The organism is Paenibacillus xylanilyticus (assembly GCF_013359935.1).
Classification (GTDB): Bacteria; Bacillota; Bacilli; order Paenibacillales; family Paenibacillaceae; genus Paenibacillus; species Paenibacillus xylanilyticus.
Window position 1 is genome coordinate 1 of record NZ_JABMCB010000023.1, and the last position, 380, is coordinate 380.

Sequence of the window (380 nt, forward strand, 5' to 3'; positions counted from 1 at the left end):
ATTGGAAGACGGGATAAAAACCAATGGAAAATACCAACATGAGTTTGAGCGCATTTACGATTATTTGCGTAGAGACAAGGAGAAACCAGATACAAGTGACGTGCGAATATTAGGCGTCGTAGTAACAGGGACGGCTGACAGTCTGAAGGCACTGCAGGAGCAAAAATATGTGAAAGCAGCCGTACTAGGAGCAATTGTCGATAAGTGACGTAATGACTATGTCATGAATAGTAATATTTATTAAGCTCCCTCGAAATGATTCAGTTTTCTCACTCAGGCTCATGAATTCGCAGGATTTCATCCTATAGTTAGTACGAAGAAGAGGATGTGGGCGGAGCCGGTGGCGAAAAGACGTAAAAATAGGCATGCGGGAATAAAGG

At 42.9% G+C, this 380-nt stretch carries 1 protein-coding gene; it reads left to right on the top strand.

What is annotated here, in order from left to right; translation table 11 throughout:
- Positions 1 to 208: anti sigma factor C-terminal domain-containing protein (locus HP552_RS00135; protein WP_175393802.1), on the top strand; the 208-nt coding region annotated here is incomplete at its 5' end.
- Between the last annotated feature and the right edge of the window lie 172 nt (positions 209 to 380).